This window comes from Pseudokineococcus lusitanus, assembly GCF_003751265.1.
Taxonomy (GTDB): domain Bacteria; phylum Actinomycetota; class Actinomycetes; order Actinomycetales; family Quadrisphaeraceae; genus Pseudokineococcus; species Pseudokineococcus lusitanus.
In genome coordinates this window covers 490,641-497,878 of the sequence record NZ_RJKN01000003.1, presented here as the reverse complement: position 1 = coordinate 497,878, position 7,238 = coordinate 490,641, and the positions used below count along the sequence as shown (strand labels likewise).

6 protein-coding genes are annotated in these 7,238 nt (G+C 80.1%); 3 read left to right on the top strand and 3 right to left on the bottom strand.

From position 1 onward, the window contains the following. Positions 1-96: 96 nt before the first annotated feature. Genes EDC03_RS17585 through EDC03_RS08165 form a run of 3 tightly spaced genes read right to left on the bottom strand, consistent with a single transcriptional unit; the run spans position 97 to position 3,517 of the window. Positions 97-987, bottom strand: coding sequence for a sulfotransferase (locus tag EDC03_RS17585; protein WP_158674247.1), 891 nt, complete (start codon positions 985-987; stop codon positions 97-99). Beyond that, positions 984-2,558, bottom strand: a complete 1,575-nt coding sequence (locus EDC03_RS17580) for a hypothetical protein (RefSeq protein ID WP_158674246.1) — start codon at positions 2,556-2,558, stop codon at positions 984-986. Before EDC03_RS17580 ends, EDC03_RS17585 begins: the two co-directional genes overlap by 4 nt. Next, positions 2,555-3,517 (bottom strand): sulfotransferase family protein, encoded by a 963-nt coding sequence (locus EDC03_RS08165; protein ID WP_123379662.1) that lies wholly within the window; start codon positions 3,515-3,517, stop codon positions 2,555-2,557. The genes EDC03_RS17580 and EDC03_RS08165 overlap by 4 nt, the downstream gene beginning before the upstream one ends. Positions 3,518-3,901: 384 nt before the next feature. Between EDC03_RS08165 and EDC03_RS08160 the strand changes: the two genes are divergently transcribed. Genes EDC03_RS08160 through EDC03_RS08150 form a run of 3 tightly spaced genes read left to right on the top strand, consistent with a single transcriptional unit; the run spans position 3,902 to position 7,144 of the window. Further along, positions 3,902-5,224: a glycosyltransferase gene (locus tag EDC03_RS08160; RefSeq protein ID WP_158674245.1), complete on the top strand. Its 1,323-nt coding sequence runs from the start codon at positions 3,902-3,904 to the stop codon at positions 5,222-5,224. Continuing rightward, positions 5,217-6,191: a sulfotransferase gene (locus tag EDC03_RS08155; protein ID WP_158674244.1), complete on the top strand. Its 975-nt coding sequence runs from the start codon at positions 5,217-5,219 to the stop codon at positions 6,189-6,191. Before EDC03_RS08160 ends, EDC03_RS08155 begins: the two co-directional genes overlap by 8 nt. Then, positions 6,188-7,144, top strand: a complete 957-nt coding sequence (locus EDC03_RS08150) for a sulfotransferase family protein (RefSeq protein ID WP_158674243.1) — start codon at positions 6,188-6,190, stop codon at positions 7,142-7,144. The genes EDC03_RS08155 and EDC03_RS08150 overlap by 4 nt, the downstream gene beginning before the upstream one ends. The last annotated feature ends 94 nt before the right edge of the window (positions 7,145-7,238 follow it).

Below are 7,238 nucleotides of genomic sequence, written 5' to 3'. Positions count from 1 at the left end.
GCAGTCCCACTCCACACCGGGAGGTCCTCGCTCACGTCACGACGCGCTCACACGCTCACGTCGCACTCACCCGACCAACGTCCCTGGGCAGTACATCTAGCCGACCGGGTCCGGCGGCGTCGCCGGCCCTGCGAGCGCCCGGGCGGCCTCCGACCAGGGGCCCCGCGCCCGCAGGTCCACGAGGTCGTAGCCGAGCGCGGCGACGTCGCCCGGGTGCCGGCGCTCGACGGCCCGGCGCCACGCCGAGGACGGCCGCCACCACGCGGCCGCGCGGGCCCACTGCTGCTCGTAGCGCTCGCTGCGGGCCGCGGTCAGCCCGTCGGCCGGCACGGGCCCGTCGAGGCCCAGCGTGGCGCCCAGGCGTCCCAGCTCCGCGGCCGGGGCGCGGACGAGGTCCTCGTAGTGCAGGAGGTGGACGCGCGCACCGGCGGCCCGCAGGGAGGGCAGGTCCTCGAGCAGGCGGCGGTGCGCCACGACCCAGTGCTCGACGAGGGACGCCAGCCCCTCGTGCCGGCGCGGGTCCCGCGAGACGACGCTCCGCCACTTCTTCGTCGACAGGGCGACGACGACGGGGTGGCGCACGACGACGACGAGCGCCGACCCGGGCAGGACCGCCTGGAGGAAGCGCCCCATGAGCATGTCCGGGGGCGACTTCTCGACGAGCACGGGCCGGGAGGTGTCCCAGTACGGCACCCAGGCGCGCAGCAGCCGGGCGCCGGCGTCCGCCGTCGCCAGCGGCGAGGCCTCGGTGAGGTGCGCGGCCGCCGCCCGGGCGAACCGCCCGCTGCCGCCGTGGACCTTGGCGCGGGGGTAGACGTCCTGGAGGTGCTGGCCCTCGTCCTCCTTCACGCCCGTCCCCACCAGCCCGCTCACCTGCGGGTGGGCGGCGAGGGCGCGCGCCAGCGGCGTCGTGCCGCTGCGGTGCAGCCCTCCGACGCAGACGACGCGGGCCGGGTCGGGCAGGGCGGCGTCGTCGGCGCCGGTCACGCGAGGCCCGCCACGAGGGCGTCCACGTCGGGCGCCGTGACGACGACGGGCGCCTCGCCCACCTCGTCGGCGTCCCCGGGGGCGGCCGCCGCGACGCCCGCCGCGTCCGTCGTCACCGTCGCGACGGCGTCGAGCCCGGCCCCCAGCGCCACGGGGGCCTCGTCCGCCCACACGACGGCGGTGACGGCGAAGCCGGTCCCGCCCACGAGGGCGACGCCCCGCACCGCGCCGGTGTCGACGGGGACGGCGCGGACGCCGCCGCGGTCGGCCGCCTGCGCGAGCGCCGTGAAGCCGGCCGAGGCGCCGCGCTCGCGGCCGCCGCCGTCGAGCAGGCCCCACCGCGGCTCGTCGGGGTTCCGCCCGTCCGGGTTCACCGCCAGGGGCAGCCACACCGCGACGGTGGCGCCCTCGGCGAGCACGGCCGCGGTGGCACGGAGGACGTCGGCGTCCCGCACGGCGGGCTCGGCGTCGGGGGCCTCCCCGCCGCGGGCGAAGGCGCCGAGCTCCCACACCTCGAGCGGCACGTCGGCCGGCGTCGCGTCGCGCAGGTAGGCGAAGAGCGGCGCCACCTGGTCCCACGGCTCGTAGAAGTGCACCTGGCGCGCGTCGACCGTGCCGTCGGCCACCAGCTCGTCGACGGCGTCGAGCTGGGCGAGCGAGCGCTGCGCCGGCTCCCCGGCCAGGACGTCGGCGAGCGCGGCGGCGTCGACCACCCGCGGCAGCTGCTGCCCCCGCGTGCCGATGCGGTTCGCGTAGTAGGCGTTCCACGCCTCGACTGCGGCCTCGTCGCCCTCCGTGCGCTGCACGTGACGGACGACGCCGTACCCGTGGGCGACGCTGCTGACGCCCGAGTCGAGCACGCGCGCGCCGGGGTCGGCGGCGCGGACGGCCGCCGCGGCGACGCGGGCGAGGTCGGCGTACTCCTCGGCGGAGCCGGCCCAGAAGGCCGGCGCGTTGACCTCGTTCTCGACCGCCCAGGAGCGGACGCCCCGCTCCGCGCCGCGCCCGACGAGCTCGGTGACGAAGTCGGTGTAGGCCGCCGTGTCGAGCGGCGGGGCGGACTCCGTCTTCCCGCGCGTGCCGGCGCCCCCGCCGCGCGGGTGCTCGGCCGTGCCGCCGGTGGCCCAGCAGCGGCCGGTGCGGACCTTGAGCAGGAAGGCGCCGAGGTCGACGCCGAGGTCCTCCGCGCGGTCGAGCACCTGGTCCACCGCGGACCAGTCGCGCTCGCCCTCGCGGGGCTCGACGTCGCACCACACGACCTCGTAGAACGTCGGCCCGCCGCCGGAGCGCTCGATCCAGCCGGCCGTCTGCGCGGCGCGGCTCCAGTCCCACTTGGCGCCCAGGCCCACGAGCTCGGGGCCCGGCTCGCCCGCCGGGGCGCCCTCGCCGAGACCCGCCCAGCCGCCGGTGCCGCCGTCCGCCGTCGCCGAGGGCGCCGGCGTGGCGCCGGTGGAGGGCGTCGGCGTGGTCGGGGGCGCGGGCGGGGCGGGCTCGTCGCCCGTGCACGCGCCGAGGGCCAGCACGCCCGCCAGGGCCACCGCCGTGGCCCGCGCGCCGCGACGCCGCGTCACCGGCCGGCCGCCGTCGCGTCGCGGCGGCCGCGCGCCGCGGCGAGCTCGGCGTGGACCTGCTCGGCGAGCGCGACGGCGCGCGGCTCGGCCTCGACCCGCGGGGGGTGGGTGGCGCGGGCCTCGACGTGCTCCCACAGCGCGGGCCGGGGGACGAGGCCGACGTGCTCGCAGAGCCGCTGCACCTCCGCCGCCGGGTCGGCCACGAGGGCGTCGTAGGACAGGAGGGCGACGTCGTCGCGGGCGTCGAGGCCGAGCTCGGCGACGAGGCGGTTGCGCACCGACCACAGGACGAGCGCCGCGCCGAGCGGCGACAGCGACGTGGCCGGGTCGAAGGAGCGGACGAGCTCCACCGAGGCGGGGGAGAGGCGCTCGCCCTGCCACGTCCGGCCGCCGTCGCCGGCCGCCACCGCCTGCAGCGCGCGCAGCGAGGAGGTGCCGAACTTCGACACCTCCGAGCGGGCCCGCGCCAGCGGCTCGCGGTAGACCCACAGGGCGCGGCCGCCGGGCAGGCGGGGGGAGTCCAGGAGCCGGTCCACGTGCTGGGAGTCGCAGAGCGGCTTGAGCAGGAGCACCCGGGAGCGGCTGCGCCCGACGGCGGCGACGACGGCGTCCTCGCCGCGCAGCCGGTACCGGTGCATCGTGCGGCGGTCGCCCTCGCCCCGGACCTCGACCTCGGGGGCGGCGTCGACCCCGCGCAGGAGCATGTTCGTCCCGGAGCGCTGCAGCCCGACGACGTAGACGGGGCGGGCGCTGCCGCGCGGGAGCCCGTGCGCCGCACGCCACCTCGCCCCGGCCCAGGCGGTGCGCAGGCGCTCGCGCGGGTCGAGGCGGTCCTCCTCGACGAGCCGCCCGACGCCCTCGGTGCGGGCCCAGCGGACGTGCCGGGCGACCTTCCGCGCCGCGTGGGCCGCGGCCCCGGCGACGCCGTCGGCCGCGTCCGGGTGCGCTGCTCGCGTCATCGCCGTCCCCCGCTGCCCTGCGTCGTCGGATACCTGGGGCGCATGCTCGCACGCCCCCGCCGCCCGCCGGGCCGCCTCGCACGGCCCCGCCCCTGGCCCTGCCCCGCCCTCCCCTCCCGCGACGTGCGGCCGTGTGCGCGAGGGCCGACGCCCAGGACGCGCCTCATGGCCGCACGTCGCGAGGGGAGGCCCGGTCGGGCGGGCGTCATGGCCACACGTCGCGCGGGGAGGGGCCCGCGGGCGTCACCCGACGGGGTGCCCGGGGCGGCACCAGCGGGGCGGCGGACCCCCCGGGGTGCCCGGTGTGGTGGGGTACGGGTGCCCCGGGACAGCAAGGACACGGGGCCGCGGTCACGGGGGACGACGACGAGGAGGTCGCTGCGCGTGCGGGTCCTGCACGTCAACAAGTTCCTCCACCGCCGGGGCGGGGCCGAGGCGCACGTCCTCGACCTCGCCGAGCAGCAGCGTGCCGCCGGCCACGCCGTCGCGCTCTGGGGCATGCGGCACCCGGACGACCCGGCCCCCGACGTCCTCGACGCCGCCCTCGGGGCCCCGCTGCGCGACGTCCTCGCGCCGCACGTGGAGCTGGAGCCCGCCCCGCCCGGGCTCGCGGGCGTCCGGGCCGCCGCGGGCACGGTGTGGTCGCCGGCCGCGCGGCGCGGCATGAGCGCTGCGCTGCAGCGCTTCTCGCCGGACGTCGTGCACTGCCACAACATCTACCACCAGCTGTCGCCGTCGGTCCTCGCGCCGGTGCGGCGGGCGGGCGTCCGCTGCGTCATGACGCTCCACGACTACAAGCTCGTCTGCCCCAGCTACCAGATGCTCGCGCCGGGCCGCGACGGCGGACCGCCCCGCCCGTGCGACGGCTGCGTCCGCCCGGGCGTCCTCGGGCCGCTGCAGGCGGTCCGGCACCGCTGCAAGGGCGGCTCGCTCGCCGCCAGCGGCGTCGTCGCCGTGGAGACGGCCCTGCACCGCGCGCTCGGCGCGTACGACGGCGTCCACGCCCTCGTCGCCCCCAGCCGCTTCCTCGCGGGCGTGCTGGCCCGCGCCGGCGTGGGCGTCGGCCGCACGCACGTCGTCCGCAACCCCGCCGCCCCCGTCCCGGCCGACGTCCTCGTGCCCGCGGCGGCGCGCCGCGACGTCGTCGTGGCCGGCCGCCTCTCGCCCGAGAAGGGGGTCGACGTGCTCCTGCGCGCGCTCGCCGCCGCGCCCGCGGTCCGCCGCCTCCACGTGGCGGGCGACGGCCCCGCGCGGGCCGACCTCGAGGCCCTCGCCCGGGAGGTCGCGCCCGGCCGGGTCGTCTTCCACGGCCGCCTGCCCGCCGACGACGTCCGGGCGCTCGTGGCCGGCGCCGTCGCCGCGGCCGTCCCCTCCCGCTGGTCCGAGAACGCGCCGCTGGCCGTCACCGAGGCCCTCGCCGCCGGGGTGCCGGCGGTCGTCACCGCGCTCGGCGGCGCCCCCGAGCTCGTCCGCGACGGCGTCGACGGCCTCGTCGTCCCGGCCGAGGACCCCGCCGCCCTCGCGGCGGCCCTCACGCGGCTCGTCGAGGACCCGGCCGGCGCCGCCGCGATGGGGGCCGCGGGCCGCGCGCGGGTGCTCGTCGAGCACGACCCCGCCGCGCACGTGCGCCTGCTCGACGCCGTCTACGCCGGGACGGCGGAGCCCCTTCCCCCCGCGGCGCCGACGGCGGGTGCGTCCCGTGGCTGAGCCCGTCGTCGTCCTCCTCGTCGCGGGCAGCGGCCGCAGCGGGTCGACCCTGCTGGCCTCGGCGACCGGGCAGCTGCCGGGCGCCTTCTGCGCCGGGGAGCTGCGCTACCTGTGGTCGCGCGGGGCCGTCGAGGACCACCGGTGCGGCTGCGGCCGCGCCTTCTCGGCGTGCCCGGTGTGGTCGGCGGTGCTCGCGGAGGTCCGCCGCGCCCACCCCGACCTCGACCCGGCGGCCCTCGCCGCGCGGCTGCGGGCCCGGCTGCGCGTGCGGCGCCTGCCCGCGGTGCTCCTGCGGCGCGCGGCCGGCCGCCGCCCGCTCGCCCGGCACCCCGACGACGCGGTCCTCGCCGACCTCTACCGGGCCACGGCCCGCGTGACCGGCGCCCGCGTCGTCGTCGACCCCTCGAAGCTGCCGACCTACGGGCTGCTGCTCGAGGGGCTGCCCGACGTCGACCTCCGCGTCGTCCACCTCGTGCGCGACCCGCGGGCCACCGCCTGGTCCTGGCAGCGCCGCAAGCCGACCCGGGACGTCCCGGGGGAGGAGACGCTCATGCCCCGCCCCGGCCTCCTGCGCAGCACCGCGCTCTGGGCGCTGTGGAACGCCGCGGCCGCCGCCTGGTGGCCGCCGCGCGCCGGGCGTGCGGTGCGCGTCCGCTACACCGACCTCGTGGCGCGCCCCGAGGCGGCGCTCGCCGCCGTCGCCCGGGTCGCCGACCTGCCCGACGACGGGGTCGCCGGCGGGGACGCCCCGCTCGTGCGCCGCGGGGCGGACGGCGTCCCGCAGGTGCACCTCGCGCCGACGCACACGGTCGCCGGCAACCCGGACCGGCACGGCTCGGGCGCCGTCGCCCTCCGCGAGGACGACGAGTGGCGCACCCGGATGCCGCGGGGCCCCCGCGCCGTCGTCGGCGCCCTCACCGCGCCGGTCCGCCTCGCCCTCGCGGGCCGCCCCGGGGCGACGTCGTGAGCGCCCCGCGGGTGGCGCCGACGACGCCCCGCCTCGCCGTCGTGGCCGGCACCGGCCGGAGCGGGACGACGCTCGTCACCGAGCTCGTCGCCCGCCACCCCGCCACGGGCTTCGTCTCGGGCCTCGACGACCGGCTCTGGCAGGTCGTCCCCGGCGGTCCGGCCGGGCGCGGCAACGGGGCGCTGTACCGCGCCGGCGGGGCGCGGCCGTCGTCGATGCGTGCGCTCGCCGAGGCCGGCCGCCTGCTCGAGCGGGGCCGGCTGCGGGTGCGGCCCTCCGAGGGCTACCGCCTCCTCGACCACCACGTCATGCCCGGCTTCTCCACGGTCTCGCGCGACCTCGTCGCCGACGACCTCACGCCCGTCGTCCGCGACCGGCTCGTGGCCTTCGTCGAGCGCCGCCTCGCCGCGCAGGGCGCGGAGGTCCTCGTCCAGCACCTCACGGGGTGGCCGCGGACCGGGCTGCTGCAGGCCGCGCTGCCCGGGACGCGGACCGTCCACGTCGTCCGGGACGGCCGCGCCGTCGCCGCCTCCTGGCTCCAGATGGGGTGGTGGGACGGGCGCCGCGGCCCCGACCGCTGGATCTACGGGCCGCTGCCGGCGGACCTGCACGAGGAGTGGGAGCGCTCGGGCCGCGACTTCGTCGTCCTCGCCGCGCTCGGCTGGCGGATGCTCCTCGAGGCGGCCGAGCGGGCCCGGGCCGCCGCGGCGCCGGGCACGTGGCACGACCTGCGCTACGAGGACCTCCTCGACGACCCCCGCGGCCGCCTCGAGGAGGTGCTCGCCTTCCTCGGGCTGCCGTGGACGCCGGCGCTGCAGGCCGCGCTGCGCCGCCACCACCGGGTCGAGCGCGGCCGCCGCGAGGCCTTCCGCCGCGAGCTGGCGCCGCGCCAGGTCGCCGCCGTCGAGGCCGTGCTGGCGGAGCCGCTGGACCGCTGGGGCTACGCGGTGTGAGCCGGGCGCGGCCGCGGGGGCTGCCGCCCGTGCCGAGCGGCACGTGCTCGGGCACCGGGTGACGCGCCCGTCCCTCGTGTATCACCGGTGATAC